We start from the raw sequence: 15442 nt of genomic DNA, 5'->3' as shown, positions 1-15442 counted from the left end.
GCTCCGGCACTGCTGGGTTGGGGTGTCACGGGGTGGAACGCCTCTTTCTCGTCTTGGGGATCACCGTCGTGAACCGGCCGACCGCGGCCGCAGCCCAGCAGAACGCGGGTCGCGGCCAAGTCCGTCGGCCCGTCGGCCCCACGAGGCTATGGCCGCCTCCCGTTCCTGGCGCACAACGGCGAGCGCCACAACGCCCTCACATCAGGACCTGGCGAGGACCGCCGTCCGGACCCGGGACACGACGGCTCACGTCGTGCGGGACCTCGCGCGGATCGTGCCCCTCGGACCATCCCGCGTGACACGTCCCGCGGAATCCGTCAGCCCGCCGAGCGCGCCATCGCCGCGAGGCGCGCCACCTGCTCGCCCATGCCGCGCGTTCCGCTCAGCGGGGTCAGGGCGTGCGGCCACACGGCCTTGGCGAGAGTGACGTGGCGGGCGCCGCCCAGCACCACGACGGGGTCGAGGTCCGTGATGCCGCGCTCCGCCGCCTGGTCCCGAAGCAGGCGGGCGGTCACCGCGTCGGCGGCACCGTGCGGCGTGTCGTACGGTTCGATCTCGTCGTCGAGACCGAGCAGGCCGTAGCGGGCGGAGAGGATCAGGAGCCGGTCCGGCCGGAGCGCCTCGGCGGCCCTTCGGCACGCGCGGTGGTACGAACCGGTGTAGAGGTCCGCCGCCCGGGCGCGATGGTCCAGTTTGCGTGCTCCGCAGGGGATGACGATCAGTTCCGGGGTGACGCCGTCGGTGTGTTCGTCCGGGGTCATGCAGGTCCCTCCCAGGTCCGTTTGAGGACGGATTTCCCCCGTGGAACACGGCTCGGGGGCACGGTCATGGCCGTGCCGGAGGACACGGGGCCCTCACATCCGGACATGCCGTGGACGCGCGCGGGGACACGTCCTGATCTGCCGCCGTCCTGGCACGCTCGCGTCTCCTGCCGTGCCGCAGGGCCCTCGTAGTCTCGTGGACAGCGCACGAGGTCGACGGTCCTCATCGCCGCGGACCACCTCGGCCCCAACGGCGGCGTGGTCGGCTGGCCACGCCGCCCGCGACGGTCTCCGTATGTGGAAAGAAGGCGTTCTACGCCGTGGTATCACCTTCAGGCAGTGCTCTCTCGATCCCGCACCAGGCGGAATTCGGTATCAACGAATGGCTCGTCGACGAATTCCGTGAGCGGTATCTCCGTGATCCCGACTCCGTCGACCGGGTCTGGCGGGACTTCTTCCGTGCCTCGGCGCCGGAGGCCGTACCCGCGCCCGCCGGAGCCACGGCGCCCGGGCCGGCGGCGCGGGAGCGGGAGAGCGACGCCGACCTCGTGGTCAAGGCGGTCCGCGTCGCCGCGCTGATCCACTCGTATCGCGTCCGCGGACACCTGGCGGCCGCCACCAATCCCCTGTCCGCCGAGCCGTCCGCCGGCCATCCGGACCTGGAGCCGTCGGGGCACGGCCTCGACGGCGCGGACATCGCCCGCGAATTCCCCGTCGACGGCTTCGCGGGGAACCAGTTGATGACGCTGCGCGACGTCGTGAAGACGCTTCGTGACGCGTACTGCGGTCCTACGGGTATCGAGTACATGCACATCCAGAACCAGCAGGAGCGGCTCTGGATCCAGCGCCGCGTGGAGGTTCCGCCGCCGCGTCCGGGACGCGCCGAGCAACTGCGGATTCTGTACCGGCTGGGCTCCGCCGAGGCGTTCGAGACGTTCCTGCACACCAAGTACGTCGGGCAGAAGCGGTACTCGCTGGAAGGCGGCGAGTCGGCCATCGTCCTGCTGGACACGGTGCTCGAACGCGCCGCGCGGCTGGGCATGCGCGAGGTGGTCATCGGGATGGCGCACCGCGGCCGGCTGAACGTGCTCGCCAACATCGTGGGCAAGCCGTACGCCCAGATCTTCGACGAGTTCGAGGACGCGGTCGACGTGCGGTCCGTACAGGGCTCCGGCGACGTGAAGTACCACCTCGGTGCCGCCGGCACCTTCCACACCCCGGACGGTCACGCGATCGCGGTCTCCGTGGTGGCGAACCCCTCTCACCTGGAGATCGTGGGGCCGGTGACGCAGGGGGTCGTCCGCGGGCGGCAGGATCTCGCGGAGGACGGCCACGAACCGCACTCCGTCCTGCCCGTGGTGGTCCACGGTGACGCCGCCCTCGCGGGCCAGGGTGTGGTCGCGGAGACGCTGAACATGTCACAGCTGCCGGGCTACGCCACCGGCGGGACCGTCCACCTGGTCATCAACAACCAGCTGGGGTTCACCACCGCACCCACGGTGGGCCGGTCGAGTACGTACGCGACCGATGTCGCCCGGACCGTCGAGGCCCCCATCCTCCATGTCAACGGGGACGATCCCGAAGCGGTCGCCCGGGTGGCGCAGTTGGCCTTCGACTACCGTCAGGCGTTTCACAAGGACGTCGTCGTCGATCTGGTCTGCTACCGCCGCCACGGACACAGCGAGGTCGACGATCCCTCCATCACGCAGCCGGCCATGTACGACCGCATCGCCGCGCGGCCGTCCGTGCGGAAGCTCTACGCCGAGTCGCTGCACGGCACGGGCGTGATCAGCGAGCAGGAGGCCGAAAGCGCCCGGCAGGGCTACCGCGAGCAGCTCCAGCGGGCCTTCACCGAGACGGCGGGGGCCACTTCACCCGGCCCCGGAGCGCCGCCGGCCCCCGAAGTCGAGGGTCCGCCGGCCCGCCGACCGGTGACGGCGATCGCCGAGATGACGTTGCGGCACATCCTGGGCGCCCAGATCGACCTGCCGAGGGACTTCACCCCACACCCGCGCGTGCTGCCCCAACTGCACCGGCGGGCCGCCATGTTCGACGGCGGGAACGTCGACTGGGCCACCGCGGAGGCACTCGCGGTCGGATCGCTGCTCCTGGACGGAGTGCCGGTGCGGCTGTCCGGTCAGGACTCCCGCCGGGGCACCTTCGGCCAGCGGCACGCCGTCCTCACCGACCGCCGTACGGGCCGGCAGCACACTCCCTTGAACGCGCTCGGCGCGGAGGCCGCGCGGTTCACGCCGTACGACTCCCTGCTGTCCGAACTCGCCGTGCTCGCCTTCGAATACGGCTACTCGCTGGCCCGGCCGGACGCCCTGGTGCTGTGGGAGGCGCAGTTCGGCGACTTCGCCAACGGCGCCCAGACGGTCGTCGACGAGTACATCTCCTCCTCGGAGCAGAAGTGGGGGCAACGGTCGGGCGTCACGCTGCTGCTGCCGCACGGCCTGGAGGGGCAGGGGCCGGACCACTCCTCCGCCCGCATGGAACGCTTCCTTCAGTTGTGCGCCGACGACAACCTGACCGTCGCCAACCCCTCGCTGCCGGCCAACTACTTCCATCTGCTCAGGGAACAGGGCCTCGACGCGCGACGCAGGCCGCTGGTGGTCTTCACTCCCAAGTCCATGCTGCGGTCGAAGGCCGCGACCTCCGGCCTGGAGGAGTTCACCGAGGGTTCCTTCCGCCCGGTCGTCCCGGACACCACGCAGGACCCCGCACGGACCGAACGCGTACTGCTGTGTTCGGGCAAGGTCTTCTACGACCTGGACGCGCGTCGGCGCGACTCGGGAGAGGACGGCACCGCCGTCGTGCGGCTGGAGCGGCTGTACCCCTTCCCGGCCGACGAGTTGGCGGCGGAGCTGTCCCGGTACCCGTCCGGCGCCGAGGTGCGCTGGGTGCAGGAGGAGCCGGCCAACCAGGGCGCGTGGACGTTCGTCGCGCCGCGTGTCGCCCCTCTGACCGCAGGGCCCGTGCAGTGTGTGAGCCGTCCGGCGGCCTCGGCTCCGGCGGTCGGGTCCGCGCGGCGTCACGCCGCCGAACAGCGCGACCTCGTCGGGCGGGCGTTCGCCTGACGCCCGCGAGGGTCCGGCCGGGACAGGGGGCCCGGCCCGGGACCGCTCGGCCCGGCGTGGCGCGGGGAGTCCGCGCCGGGGAACGGCGGCGGCCGGGCTGCCCGGGGGGCGCCGTGGGAGTGGGGGCGAGGACCCGGTGGAAAGGTCCAGGAAGCCCGCGGCGGCACCCTGTCGCGGTTCCGCCCGCGAGGCGGGGCGCCGAGTCCGTCCCGCCCTCGGATGCCACGAAGACCGTTCAGCGTGCCACAAGGACCGTTCAGCCTGCCGCGAGGACCGGACCGCTCACGGTGCCGGCCGTGTCCCGGTCCGCGCGCCGCTCAACCCTCGCTCCTCGGCCCCGCGGGCACCCCCGCATCCGCCACTCCGGTGGTGTGGAACCGCGCCCGGAACACACCCGGGGTCACCTTGAGATTCCGTACGAACGCCCGGCGGAGCGACTCGGGCGATCCGAACCCGGTGCGGCGGGCGATCACGGCCATCGGATCGTCACCGCACTCCAGCATCGCCTGCGCCGCCTCCAGCCGGACCTGTTCCACGTACCGGGCCGGCGTCATGCCCAACTCCTCGCAGAACAGCCGGGCCACATGGCGGGAGCTGACGCCGGCCCTTCGTGCCATGGCGGTCAGCGTGTGGTTGGCGGCGGGGTCCTCCGCCACGGCGTCCAGCACCCGGCGCAGCATGTCCTGACGCGTGTGCGCGGCGCGGGCGCGGACACTGAACTGGGACTGTCCGCCGGGCCGTTGCATGAAGACCACCAGGTCCTTGGCCACCGCGCGGGCCACTTCGGCCCCGTAGTGCTCTTCGACGAGAGCCAGCGAGAGGTCGATGCCCGCGGTGACCCCGGCCGAGGTCATCACCTTGCCGTCGCGCACGAAGATCGCGTCCGGCTCGACCCGGACGGCGGGAAAGCGCAGGGCCAACTGCCGTGAGTGGCGCCAGTGGGTGGCGGCGCTGCGGCCGTCCAGAAGACCGGCGGCGGCCAGCAGGAAGGCGCCGGTGCAGACGGAGGCCGTGCAGCGCGAGTTCGCGTCGAGCCCGCGCACGAGGTCGAGCAGCGCGTCGTCCTTGATCATCCGATCCCAGTCCGGGCCGCCGGGAATCACCAGGACGTCACTGGTCTCCCGCGCGTCCGCCACGGCCATGTCGACGCCCAGGCGGGTCCCCGCCGACGTCGTCACCTCGTTCCCGTCGGCCGAGACCATGTTCAACCGGTAGTCGCCGCCGAAGTCGTTCGCCGAGGTGAACACCTCGATCGGACCGGTCACATCGAGCAGCCGGACCCCGGGGAACACGAAGATCGTCACGAGGAGCGGGTCGGTTCCGGCGCGCTTGTGGTTCATCGAATGCCTCCGGACCTGACATGGGCGTACGGTCGATGCTATGCGCAGTGAGTTCGTAGAACAAACCAACTAGGATTGCGGCATGTCCGACACCCAGCCGCGCGCCTGCCCGATAGCCGGGACCCTCGACCTCGTAGGAGAGCGGTGGTCGCTCCTGGTGTTGCGCGAGGTGTTCATGGGAGTCCGGCGCTACGCCGACATCCGCGCCAACACCGGAGCGCCGCGGGACGTTCTCACCAAGCGGCTGCGGTCACTGGAGGCCGCGGGCATCCTGGAGCGCCGCCCGTACCAGGACCGCCCTCCCCGCTCCGAGTACCACCTGACGGCGTCGGGGCAGGCACTGGAGCCGGTGCTGATCGGGCTCCGCGAATGGGGCCTTCGGCACCTGCAGGACCCGCCCCCCGCACCGCGGTTCCTGCACACGTGCGGCGCCGACGTGGAGACCCGGGTCGTCTGTGCCCGGTGCGGCGAGCCTCTTGAGGGGGGCGGTCTGGTGACCGTACGGGAAGAGGGCCGTCCGGCGTCGTAGGCCGTCCGGCAGGTCCGCGTGGGGCGATGCGGCCGTGCGTGACCCGTATCGGCCACGGCGGTCGGAGCGGGGTCCGCCGCCGGCCGCTCCTCGGGAGCCCGAAAGCGGTCGGCTGACGGGGACATGCCCACGGGCGGTGCGGGTCCGGTGAGGCCCCGACGGCGCGGCGATGCCGGCAGGAAGTCCGGGACCCAAGCGGAGGAGAGGGCGGGGCGACCGGCTGCGGCGCTCGCCGTCCGGTCGCCGCGTCCGGTATCCGGAAGCCGTTGTCCTGCTTCGGGTACAAGGAATGGGGAAACGGCGCGCGGAGCATGAACGGTCGATACTTTGACGATTTCATTGCCCTCCTTTAAGTCCAGGAAAAGACACCTCGAAACAAGCGGAATCCGGCGGGGCGCACTCCGCTTTCCGCGGCACGGTCGATGGATTTCTGTTTCCGCACGTGCGCTTCGTGCGGCCCCAGGTGGGAAAACAGGCTGCCGGTACCCCTTGGCAACGATGTCGACGGTGCCCGCACGACGGAATCAGCGGCGAACAGCGTTCTCGGCCTCATGAAGGAGAGCGGAAACGCTTTCTTGTGAACCCTTCCGCCGAACCGGGATTCCCGGTTGTCCGATTGGCGCGATCGGACCTTGTACCCGCAGTCCGGCTGGAAGATCTTTGATTGCCGCCGACCGCCGGTCGGTGCGCGAACCGTCGAGAGAGGACCGTCATGAAGTCGACTGTCGCCATGCGTAAGAAGGCCGGCTCCAAGAAGATTGCGGTGCGCCGCACCGGCGACGTGCGCCTGACGTCGGCCGCCTGTCAGTGCCCGTACTCCGTCCAGGCCTGATCGCCCCACTGCACCACGCTCGGGTGCGCCGCCTGCCGGCGCACCCGGGTTCTTTATCCGGAATTCCTTTGGAGGAGGGTCTGTGGCCGGTGACGGCCTCGTTTTCCACGAACTGAGTTTCGTTCCCGAAGGTGACGAGGTGGTGGTCGGCCGACTGGACACCGGTTCCTACGCGGTTTTCCCGGCCGACGGCGCTGAGTTGCTGCGGCAGCTCATGCGGGGAATGACACTCGGCGCCGCCGCCGACTGGTACGAGACCACTTTCGGAGAGGAGGCCGATCTCCAGGATTTCGTGGCCACCCTGCGGGAGCTCGGTTTCGTCGGCGAGGAGGACCGGGCACAGCCGGCCGCTCCCGCGCCGGAGGTGGGTCTGCGCGGCTTGGGCCGGGCCGTCTTCTCGCCGCCCGCGTGGCTGCTGTACGGCGCCGTCGTCGGCGGCTGGACGTGGGCCGCGCTCACGCGGCCCGACCTGGCACCGCATCCCGGGCAGATCTTCTTCACGCACTCGCTCCTCGTGGTCCAGCTGGTCATCACCCTCGGCCAGGTGCCGCTCCTGCTGCTGCACGAGAGCTTCCACATCCTCGCCGGCCGGCGCCTCGGTCTGCCCACGCGCCTGAGCGTGAGCAACCGGCTGACGTACATCGTCGCCGAAACCCAGATCAACGGGCTGCTCAGCGTGCGCCGGGCGAAACGCTATCTCCCGTTCTTCGCCGGAATCGTCTGCGACGGCGTGGTATTCGCGGTGCTCGGGCTCGTCGCCGACCTGACCCGGAATCCGGGCGGATCGTTCTCGCCGACCGGGCGGCTCTGTCTCGGGCTCGCCTTCACGGTCGCGGTGCGCATGCTCTGGCAGCTCCAGCTCTATCTCCGGACCGATCTCTATTACGTGGCGGCCACCGCGTGGAACTGCTATGACCTTCACGACGCGGGCATGACCCTGATGAAGAATCGCGTATGGCGTCTCCTGAATCGCCCAGACCGGGTCGTGGACGAGGAGAACTGGACGCCCCGTGACCGCCGGGTCGGCGCATTCTACGGACCTTTCATCGTCCTGGGATATGGCGCGTTCGCCGCTATCACCGTTTTCGTCAGCGTCCCCGTGACGGTCGAATACGTCAGAATTGCCGGGCGCGCACTCGACAACGGCGGCGTGGACGCGGCCTTTTGGGACGCGGTGCTGTCCCTGTGCATGAACGTGGCCCAGATCGCCGCACTCCTCGTGCTGTCCCGGAGAAAGCGCCGGAACAAGAAGTCCGCCCACTCCCCCACGTCCTCTTCACCGGAGGTTGAACTCGCATGACGGGCCATCTGCGGATCGTCGGAGACAGGCGCGACGACCGTCTGCGCGCCATCGCAGCCCACACCGGCAAGGCCCTCGTGGTCCGCTGCCACCAGCGGCTGCGCGGTCCCTACACCGGCGTCGACACGGTGCTACGGGCGGTTCTGCCCGAGGCGTACCGGCGCTGGCCGGACCTTGTCGAGGAGCATCGCGTGGCCCTCCTGTACGGAATGCCGGAGCTGGCCCACCTCATCGGACCGCCGCCGCGCACCCTGGCCGACGAAGCACCGTACGAGGAACGCACCCGCTTCTTCGGCGCGGGCTGGGTCCGTTGCATGAGCCAGGGCATCGTCGGCTTCCTGCTGGAATACGCCCGGCGCATCCACGACGGCACCGCCTTCGAGATCGCCTTCGAGGAAGCGCACGCCGCCGAGGCCACCGCACAGGAGCTGATCGCCCTGCTGCTCCGCCGGGCGGACCCCCGCCTGCTGCGCGTGGTGGTCTCGGCGACCGGCGGCCCGTTCCCCGGGGAGCTCCAGGACGCCCTGGCCGACGTGACCGTCCTGCCCGTCCCGCGCACCGCCGAGCAGCCGGTCGAGGACCGGACCCCGGACGAGTGGGCCGCCGTCCATGTGGACGGCGACTGCACCGACGACGACCCCCGCGCCCTCGACGGATACCGGCGGGCCGACCCGCGGACCCGCGCCCGCCTCCACGACCTGCGGGCCGACTCCCTTGAACGGACGGCCACCTGGGGCATCCGCATGGGCGCCGTCGCCCACCACCGCGAACACGGCAGTGACCCCGCCGGGGCCGGACGGGCCGCCCTGCTCGCAGCCCAGCGCCATGCCGTGGCCACCGGGTTCTCCGCCGCCGTGGTCGACCTCGGTCTGCGCGGCCGCGGCCTGACCGATCCGCGCTCGCACGAGCACGACTACTGGGAGTTCACCCGGGAGGCGGCCGCGGCCTGCATCCCGGTGGGGCGCCTGGAACAGTCGCTGGAGCTGTACCAGAGCCTGCTGCGCCGCTTCACCGATCCCAAGATCCACATGATGACCAGCTACGCCATCGCGATGCTGCACACCCGGTTCCTGAAACCCCGCGACCACGAACTGGCCGTGCAGTGGCAGCACCACGCCGTCGCCATCGCGGGGATCCTCCCGGACCCGGCCGAACGACTGACGTACAGCGTCTTCCACGACAACGGCCTGGCCCTCGTCGAGATGCACCGCGGCAACCTGCACCGCGCCCTGACGCTCGTGGAGTCGTGCATCACCCGGCTCGACGAGCGGCTCGACGACGACCAGTGGGCCCTGCACCGCTCCCAACTGCTCTACAACCGGGCCCGACTGCTGGTGGCGCTCGGCCGGCCGGACGAGGCCCACGCCGACTACACCAGACTCATCGAGATCGACCCCTACTACACCGACTACCTCTCGGAACGGGCCAGGATCTCGCGCGACCGCGGTGACTTCGACGCGGCCCTGGCCGACTACGACCGTGCGGTGCGGCTCGCGCCTCCGTTCCCCGAGCTGTACTACAACCGTGGCACCGCCCGCGCGCAGGTCGGCGACCACCCGGGCGCCCTCGCGGACTTCGCCCTCGTGCTCGAGATGGAGCCGCGCGACCTCGACACCCGCATCGCGCGCGCGGAACTGCTGCTGGAGACCGGCGATCTCGACGCGGCGGAGACCGACACGGACACCGGGCTGGGTCTGCACCCGGGCGAACTCCAACTGCTCTGCCTGAAGGGCACGGTCCTCCTGCACCGCGAACAACTCGACGGCGCCCTGGCCGCGTTCGACGCGGCGCTCGAGAAGGACCCGCGCTACCCGGCCGCGCTGATCAACCGTGCCGTGGCGCACTTCCGGCAGTCGCGCCCGGGACTGGCGGTCGCGGACCTGACCGCCGCGCTCGAAGCCGTCGGTGACGACCCCGACATCCTGTTGAACCGCGGCATCGCCCACCTCGCCGGCGACCGCCCCGACCTCGCCCTCAGGGACTTCGACCAGGCACTCGCGCTGCCGGACGCCGACACCGCCGAACTCCAGGAGCAGCGCCGGCTCTGCGCCGCGTCCAGCGCCCGGTGAGAGCGCGGTCCGCGGCAGCCCTCGCGGAGGTCTCCGCCCCGCCTCTCCGCCATCCGGCCGGACGGCCGTCAACTGCTCGGCGTCGTCCGGCCGGAGGCCTGCGGACGGGGCCTGCCGGTCCGGTCGGTCAGGACAGCAGCTCGACGTACCCGTCGGTTGCGTGCACGCGGATCCGCTGTCCGTCCCGGATCAGGCGGGTGGCCCGCTCCACGCCCACGACGGCCGGCAGGCCGTACTCCCGGGCGATCACGGCGCCATGGGTCATCAGACCGCCCACCTCCGTCACCAGGCCCGCGACGCCGACGAACAGCGGGGACCAGCTGGGGTCCGTGAAGGTCGTCACCAGGATGTCGCCCGCTTCGAGGTCGGCCTCCGCCAGGTCGAGGACGACACGGGCCCTGCCCTCGACGGTCCCGGCGGAGACCGGCAGACCGATCAAGGCACCGGCCGGCACGTCGTCGCGCCGGTACGCCCCGGTGAGGGCCTCCCCGTCCGACGTGAGCACCCGGGGCGGCGTCAGCGCCTGGTACGAGCGGAACGCGTCCTTGCGCTCCTGGACGAGCCGGTGGTCCACCCGGTTCGCGCGCACGGCGTCGTGGAACTCCTGGAACGTGAGGTAGAAGACGTCCTCCTTCTCCAGGAGCACGTCGGCCCGCACGAGGCGTTCGGCCTCCGCCGACAGTGCCTGCTTGTAGACGAAGTAACGGCTGATGATGCCGTACTTCGGGTACTCCCGGTACCCGATGAAGGTGCGGACCCGGTCGATCATCCGCTTGGTCTCGTCGGCCTTGCGGTCCCCGTCCGGCAGGGCCCGCAGGCGTGACAGCACGTCCTGTTCCTTCTTCCGCGCCTTCCGCCGCCCCTGCTCGAAGCGGCGTCCGGCGGCGCCCGCCTCGAAGTTCCTGACGTTGTCTAGGATCACGGGCACGAGCGTGGCGGGGCGTTCGCGCCACCGTGGCCTCGTGATGTCGATCTCGCCGACGCAGCGCATGCCGTACCGGTCGAGGTAGGCCTCGATGGCGTCGCGCGCTTCGGTGCCGCCGGCGAGCTTCGCCAGCCCGTCCAGGAAGGTGTCGTCCCCGACGCGTTCGACACCCCGGAGGAACGCCACCACCTCCGGCAGCGGACGGATCACGTCCGCGACGTCGAGCAGCGCCAGTCCCATCTCCGAGGTGATGTTGTCGGGGGCGGACAGGGTGAGCGTGTCAGCCGCGTTCTTCTCGCCCAGCCACTCCTCCAACCGGTCGTTGAGCCACCAGGTGGCCTCCATCCCCGCCATGATCGCCTGCATGCTCAGCCGATCGCCGAGGACCCGCTTGTGCTCCTCGAAGGCCTCCAGCAGGAAGTCGAACAGCGCCGGTCCGCTCTTCGTCCGGATGTCGCGCTCCAGGGCGGCGACGGACGCCTGGCTGCGCTCGATCAGCTCGGTGACGAGGGCCGGATCGGTCTCGATCGGGGCGGTCCCGGTCAGGGCGGCAGCGCGCGCGGCGGGCGGCCCGCCGGGCCCCGCGTCCGGGAGCGAGGGGATGAAGTCGTCGCGGTCCAGGACGGTTTCCAGGGCGTCCCTGACCAGTGGATCGCCTCTCCCCATGACGTCCAGGAGGGCGGCGCGGCTCGCGGGCGAGGCCAGGCGCCGGGCGACGTCGACGAACAGCCTTCCGCCGGCCGCGTGCATCGGCGCCATGGCCGTCAGCTGCCACATGGAGAGCCCCAGCGGCTTCATGGGGTCGGTCATCATCTGCTGATGGCCGACGGATACGTAGACGTGATTCTCCTGGTCGTCGCTCTCGGGGATCGGGAAGAGCGTCGTGATCGGCCGGCTCTGGACGATCTGGAAGTCGTCGTCGGCGAGGCACCATTCGATGTCCTGCGGGCGGCCGAAGTGCGCCTCGATCCGCCGTCCGAGCCGCACGAGCCGCACCACCTGGGAGTCCGTCAGCGACGGCTGCTCCTGGTGCCGTGAGTCGATCGCCACCTCCCGTGTACCGCCACCCGGCAGGGCGTGAACGGCCCGCTGTTTGGCGGCGATCGCCTTGTCGACGACTTCGCCGTGACGGACCTTGAAGACGTCCGGGTTCACCAGTCCCGAGACCAAGGCCTCGCCGAGGCCGAAGCCGGCGTCGACGGTGGCGACCGTCCGGTCGCCCGTGACGGGGTCGGCCGTGAACAGGACGCCGGCCGCCTGCGGGAGGACCATCCGCTGCACGACGACGGCCATGTGGACCGTACGGTGGTCGATGCCGTTGCGCTGCCGGTAGGTCACGGCCCGCTCGGTGAACAGCGAGGCCCAGCACCGCCCGACGTGCCGGAGGATCTCCGCCGGCCCCACGACGTTCAGGTACGTGTCCTGCTGGCCGGCGAAGGAGGCCGTCGGCAGGTCCTCCGCCGTCGCGCTGGACCGGACGGCGTAGGCGGCCTGTTCGCCGAACCGGGTGACGGCGCCGACGACCGCCGCCGCGAGATCGTCCGGGACGGCGACGTCTTCGATGCTCCGGCGGATCCGCGCACTGAGCGTACGGACCCCTTCCCGGTCGTCCGGGTTCAGGCGCGCCAACTCGTCGAGCCGGTCGTCGATCGACGGCGCTCCCGCCATGATCCGCCGGAAGGCGTCCGTCGTCACGCAGAAGCCGGCCGGCACGCGGACGCCCTCGATCCGCGACAGCCCGCCCAGGTGCGCGCCCTTGCCGCCGACGACCGCGACCCGCGTCTCGTCGACCTCCTGAAGATCCAGCACGTACCGCCCGGTCACCGCGCCACCTCCGTGGCTGTCGTGTTCCGTCGCTCCGCGGTGGCCGATCGCATCACCGGCACCTCCCACTCCGTCGAACTTGTCGTGCACGTCCCCGTCCCCGGTTGCCTTCCCCTGGACGCGCCGCGCGGCCGCGCCGCCCGGCCGGGGGTCCCGCGCCCCCCGCGTCTTCGCGCCGAACACCCGCCGCCGCGCCGGCGGATGACCGCGCCCCCGTTCGTCGACACCCACACACGCACGCCGTGCTCCCATTTCCGCAGGTTGTGGCCTCGGCCGACGATTGTGCGCCGCGACCGGGGCCTTGCCGCAAGCCCCCCTGCGCGCTATAACTTGAGAGTGGCAGGGAGAGTGTTCTCCTTGCCTTTCTGTTTGTGACGCCCCGCGGTCGACACGTTCCCGCGGCGCGAGCGCGAGGACACGCGGGCCTTCTGGTGCCCGGTCGGGGGCGTCGGCGAACAAGGGGTGAGCGCGCCCGCACCGGCGAAGGGTCCCCCGGAACCTCGGCTCGGAGGGACCTCGGAGGGACCTCGGAGGTGATCGATGAGCGTCCCGTCGGACGGCGGAGTGGGCCGTGTCGGCGTGATCGACGGTTCGGCCGGATCCGGTGCCTCCGTGATCGAAGGGTCCCGGAACACAGAAAACCCCACATGAAGTGGGGTCTGAGCTGGTGTCCGAGGGGGGACTTGAACCCCCACGCCCGATAAAGGGCACTAGCACCTCAAGCTAGCGCGTCTGCCATTCCGCCACCCGGACCAGGTGTCTGCCGCCCGGCCGGGAGTGTTCCCCGCGGCGACATGGACAACAATACCAAGGTTTCAGGGTGCCTTTCACCTGCATATCCAGGCCCCGGGAGGGGCTGTGCGGGGCCGGACGCGGGTGGATCGCGCCGGTGACCTTGGGTGAGGAAACCGTCGCCGAGGGTCGTCGAGGCTCGCCCCGGCCTGCCAGGACGAACTGGCCGGACCCGGTCGGCGAACGCCCTCCCGAACCGTCACCGCTCGCCCTCCCTCCCCTCCGTCACCAGGACCCGCAGCGCCCGCACGAGCGCCGCCCCCGCCTCCTCGCCCAGCGGAGCGAGGAAGCGCCGTTCCGTCTCCTGGCGGGCCAGTTCGGCCCGGCGCAGGCAGTCGCGGCCCACCGCGGTCAGCTCCACGATGTTCTTGCGCCGGTCCTGGGGGCTGCGACGGCGTTCGACGAGCCCGTGGTCCTCCAGGCCGTCGACGAGCGCCACCATCGTGGTCCGGTCGACGCCAAGTCGTCCCGCCACCTCGACCTGCGACAGCGGGTACTCGGCGGCGAGTACCGCCAGGACCGCCAGCTCGTGCCCGTCGACCCCGAAGGGCGCCAGCGCCTCGGCGGATGCCCGCGTCAGCCGTTGCTGGGCGTGCTTGAGGAGATAGCCGAGCCGGGACTCGAGGAGCACCTGAGGCGGAGGAGACGCAGGTGGCACGGAGGACTTGGGGGACCCAGGGGGCTGCTCGCCGGTCATGCCAGGACTGTACCCAGAACTGATTGTCAGCTCTCCTGATGATTGGCTACGCTGATCGACATGAGCGAACAGCGCGTGCGCTTCGGCATCAAGACCACCCCCATGCACGTCTCCTACGAGGACATCCGCCGCGTCTGGCAGGAGGCCGACACCCTCCCCGAGATCGAGGACGCCTGGCTCTGGGACCATCTGCTTCCGTTGCGCGGTCCCAGGAGCGGGCAGACGCACGAGGGCTGGACGCTGCTCAGCGCTCTCGCCGCCCAGACCGAGCGGCTGCGGCTCGGGCTGCTCGTCACCAGCAACCGCGTCCGGCCCCCCGCCGTGCTCGGGAAGATCGCCTCGACCGTGGACGTGGTCTCCGGCGGGCGGCTCGTCATGGGCATCGGTGTCGGCGGCACCCACCGGCCGACGGGCGCGGGCGGGATCAGCGGCGAGAACCCGGCGGTCGCGGAGTACGCGGCGTACGGGCTGACGCTCGTCCCGCCCGGTGAGGGCGTCGCCCGGCTCGCGGAGACCGTCGAGATCCTGAAGCGCATGTGGACCGAGGACGTCTTCGACTTCGAGGGACACCACTACCGGCTCCGGGGTACGCGCAACGAGCCCAAGCCCGTGCAGCGGCCGGGGCCCCCACTCCTGATCGGTGGCTGGGGGACGCGGCTGCTGCGGCTGGTCGCCGAGCAGGCCGACATCTGGAACGTCCCCGGACCACCGCACAACGGCGTGGAGTTCGTCGCCGAGCGCGGCCGGGTCCTCGACGCCCACTGCGCGGAGATCGGGCGCGACCCGCGTGAGATCACCCGGTCGGTGCAGGTCGTCGTCTCCTACGACGATCCCGCCGCCACCCGGGCCGCGGTCACCGGCCTCATCGGCGTCGGCACGGACCACGTCGTGCTCGGCCTGCCCCAGCCCTACCCGCCGGGGGTCGCACGGTGGCTGGTGGACGAGATCATCACGCGGGTGCCGGCGGAGGTACCGGAGCGGGGGCGGCGCCCCTGACCGGGCGACCGCCGGCCACGGAGCCGCCCACTCCGCCGGCAAGGGGACGGCTCCCGCTCCGCCAGCACGGGTACGTACCGCTCTTCCGTCACGGGGCGGCTGCCGCTCCCCCGTGGCCACGGAGCGGTTGCTGATCCTTCGTCACCGGAACAGCCGCTGCCCGCCAAGCAGACGGCCGCCGCCGCGATGCCACGGAGACGGCCGCCCCTCGGGTGCCAAGCAGACGGCCGCCGCCGCGGGGGGCCGGGCGCAGCGGGCGCCCCCGGGGGACGGGCCGAGCCTGTGAGGAGGGGAGTT

Annotated in this window: 9 protein-coding genes and 1 tRNA gene; 5 read left to right on the top strand and 5 right to left on the bottom strand. The window is 71.3% G+C overall.

Going from position 1 to position 15442, the window contains the following annotated elements; translation table 11 throughout:
* Positions 1-317: 317 nt before the first annotated feature.
* Positions 318-761, bottom strand: coding sequence for a DUF6884 domain-containing protein (locus tag ACFV2J_RS06440; RefSeq protein WP_385094178.1), 444 nt, complete (start codon positions 759-761; stop codon positions 318-320).
* A gap of 320 nt (positions 762-1081) precedes the next feature.
* On the opposite strand from ACFV2J_RS06440, the gene ACFV2J_RS06435 reads away from it, so the two are divergent.
* Positions 1082-3841 carry a multifunctional oxoglutarate decarboxylase/oxoglutarate dehydrogenase thiamine pyrophosphate-binding subunit/dihydrolipoyllysine-residue succinyltransferase subunit gene (locus tag ACFV2J_RS06435; protein WP_385437529.1) on the top strand — a complete coding sequence of 920 codons (2760 nt, stop codon included), beginning with the start codon at positions 1082-1084 and terminating at the stop codon, positions 3839-3841.
* 317 nt (positions 3842-4158) lie between these two features.
* Here ACFV2J_RS06435 and ACFV2J_RS06430 read toward each other — a convergent pair whose 3' ends face one another.
* On the bottom strand, positions 4159-5181 hold the full coding sequence (locus ACFV2J_RS06430) for a GlxA family transcriptional regulator (protein WP_385094183.1): 1023 nt from the start codon (positions 5179-5181) through the stop codon (positions 4159-4161).
* 82 nt (positions 5182-5263) lie between these two features.
* Here ACFV2J_RS06430 and ACFV2J_RS06425 point away from each other — a divergent pair, with 82 nt between their 5' ends.
* The 3 genes from ACFV2J_RS06425 (at position 5264) to ACFV2J_RS06415 (ending at position 9911) form a co-directional block, all read left to right on the top strand.
* The gene (locus ACFV2J_RS06425; RefSeq protein WP_385094186.1) at positions 5264-5710 is read left to right on the top strand and encodes a winged helix-turn-helix transcriptional regulator; all 447 of its coding nucleotides are present in this window, start codon (positions 5264-5266) and stop codon (positions 5708-5710) included.
* 914 nt (positions 5711-6624) lie between these two features.
* Positions 6625-7842 carry a hypothetical protein gene (locus tag ACFV2J_RS06420; RefSeq protein ID WP_385437526.1) on the top strand — a complete coding sequence of 406 codons (1218 nt, stop codon included), beginning with the start codon at positions 6625-6627 and terminating at the stop codon, positions 7840-7842.
* On the top strand, positions 7839-9911 hold the full coding sequence (locus tag ACFV2J_RS06415) for a tetratricopeptide repeat protein (RefSeq protein WP_385082495.1): 2073 nt from the start codon (positions 7839-7841) through the stop codon (positions 9909-9911). The genes ACFV2J_RS06420 and ACFV2J_RS06415 overlap by 4 nt, the downstream gene beginning before the upstream one ends.
* A gap of 127 nt (positions 9912-10038) precedes the next feature.
* Here the strand turns inward: ACFV2J_RS06415 and rph are convergent, their stop codons facing one another.
* From rph to ACFV2J_RS06400, 3 genes are all read right to left on the bottom strand, one after another.
* The gene (gene rph / locus ACFV2J_RS06410; RefSeq protein WP_385082522.1) at positions 10039-12660 is read right to left on the bottom strand and encodes a rifamycin-inactivating phosphotransferase; all 2622 of its coding nucleotides are present in this window, start codon (positions 12658-12660) and stop codon (positions 10039-10041) included.
* A gap of 665 nt (positions 12661-13325) precedes the next feature.
* Positions 13326-13413: transfer RNA gene (locus ACFV2J_RS06405), tRNA-Leu, on the bottom strand.
* Positions 13414-13651: 238 nt separating this feature from the next.
* Positions 13652-14149, bottom strand: a complete 498-nt coding sequence (locus ACFV2J_RS06400; protein ID WP_385082497.1) for a MarR family winged helix-turn-helix transcriptional regulator — start codon at positions 14147-14149, stop codon at positions 13652-13654.
* 60 nt (positions 14150-14209) lie between these two features.
* On the opposite strand from ACFV2J_RS06400, the gene ACFV2J_RS06395 reads away from it, so the two are divergent.
* Positions 14210-15145 carry an LLM class flavin-dependent oxidoreductase gene (locus tag ACFV2J_RS06395; protein WP_385082499.1) on the top strand — a complete coding sequence of 312 codons (936 nt, stop codon included), beginning with the start codon at positions 14210-14212 and terminating at the stop codon, positions 15143-15145.
* The last annotated feature ends 297 nt before the right edge of the window (positions 15146-15442 follow it).

The organism is Streptomyces sp. NPDC059668 (genome assembly GCF_042734135.1).
Taxonomy (GTDB): Bacteria; Actinomycetota; Actinomycetes; order Streptomycetales; family Streptomycetaceae; genus Streptomyces.
The sequence above is the reverse complement of the archived record's forward strand: the minus strand, read 5'-3'. Positions and strand labels throughout refer to the sequence as shown.